Annotated in this window: 1 protein-coding gene; it reads left to right on the top strand. The window is 58.5% G+C overall.

Features of this window, described 5'->3' with window-relative positions; genetic code table 11:
* Positions 1–51: 51 nt before the first annotated feature.
* Positions 52–427: IS91 family transposase (locus ACZYTD_RS17190; RefSeq protein WP_463893920.1), on the top strand; the 376-nt coding region annotated here is incomplete at its 3' end.

Raw genomic sequence — 427 nt, 5'->3', positions numbered from 1 at the left:
CACTGGCTAAACATACAGTCATTGGCTATAGCTTAGTGTATGAAACACACCATGCAATCGCTACTGACTGACCACTTTGCCGCCTTCCGGGCTCTGCACGGGGTCTCGCTGCCACAGCTCAAGGCTGTCTCGCGACTCAAGCTCTGCCGGACCGCCGCGCTCGGTGCTCATGTCCAATGTTGCCCACACGGCCACATTCAAGGGGTCTGGTATAACTCCTGTAAACACCGGGCCTGCCCACAGTGCTGCGCCTTACCTCAGGAGCGCTGGCTGCGGCGGTTGAGCTCGGTGCTGCTCGATTGTCCGCACCACCATATGATTTTTACACTCCCCGCCGAGCTACATCCGCTCTGGCGCTTTAATCGGGAGCGCTTTGCCGAGTTACTGTTTGCCGCCGTTCATCGCACACTCCAGACCTTCGGGGCTG

The sequence above is a fragment of the Pseudaeromonas sp. HNCC25DJ180 genome (assembly GCF_055413345.1).
The sequence above is the reverse complement of the archived record's forward strand: the minus strand, read 5'-3'. Positions and strand labels throughout refer to the sequence as shown.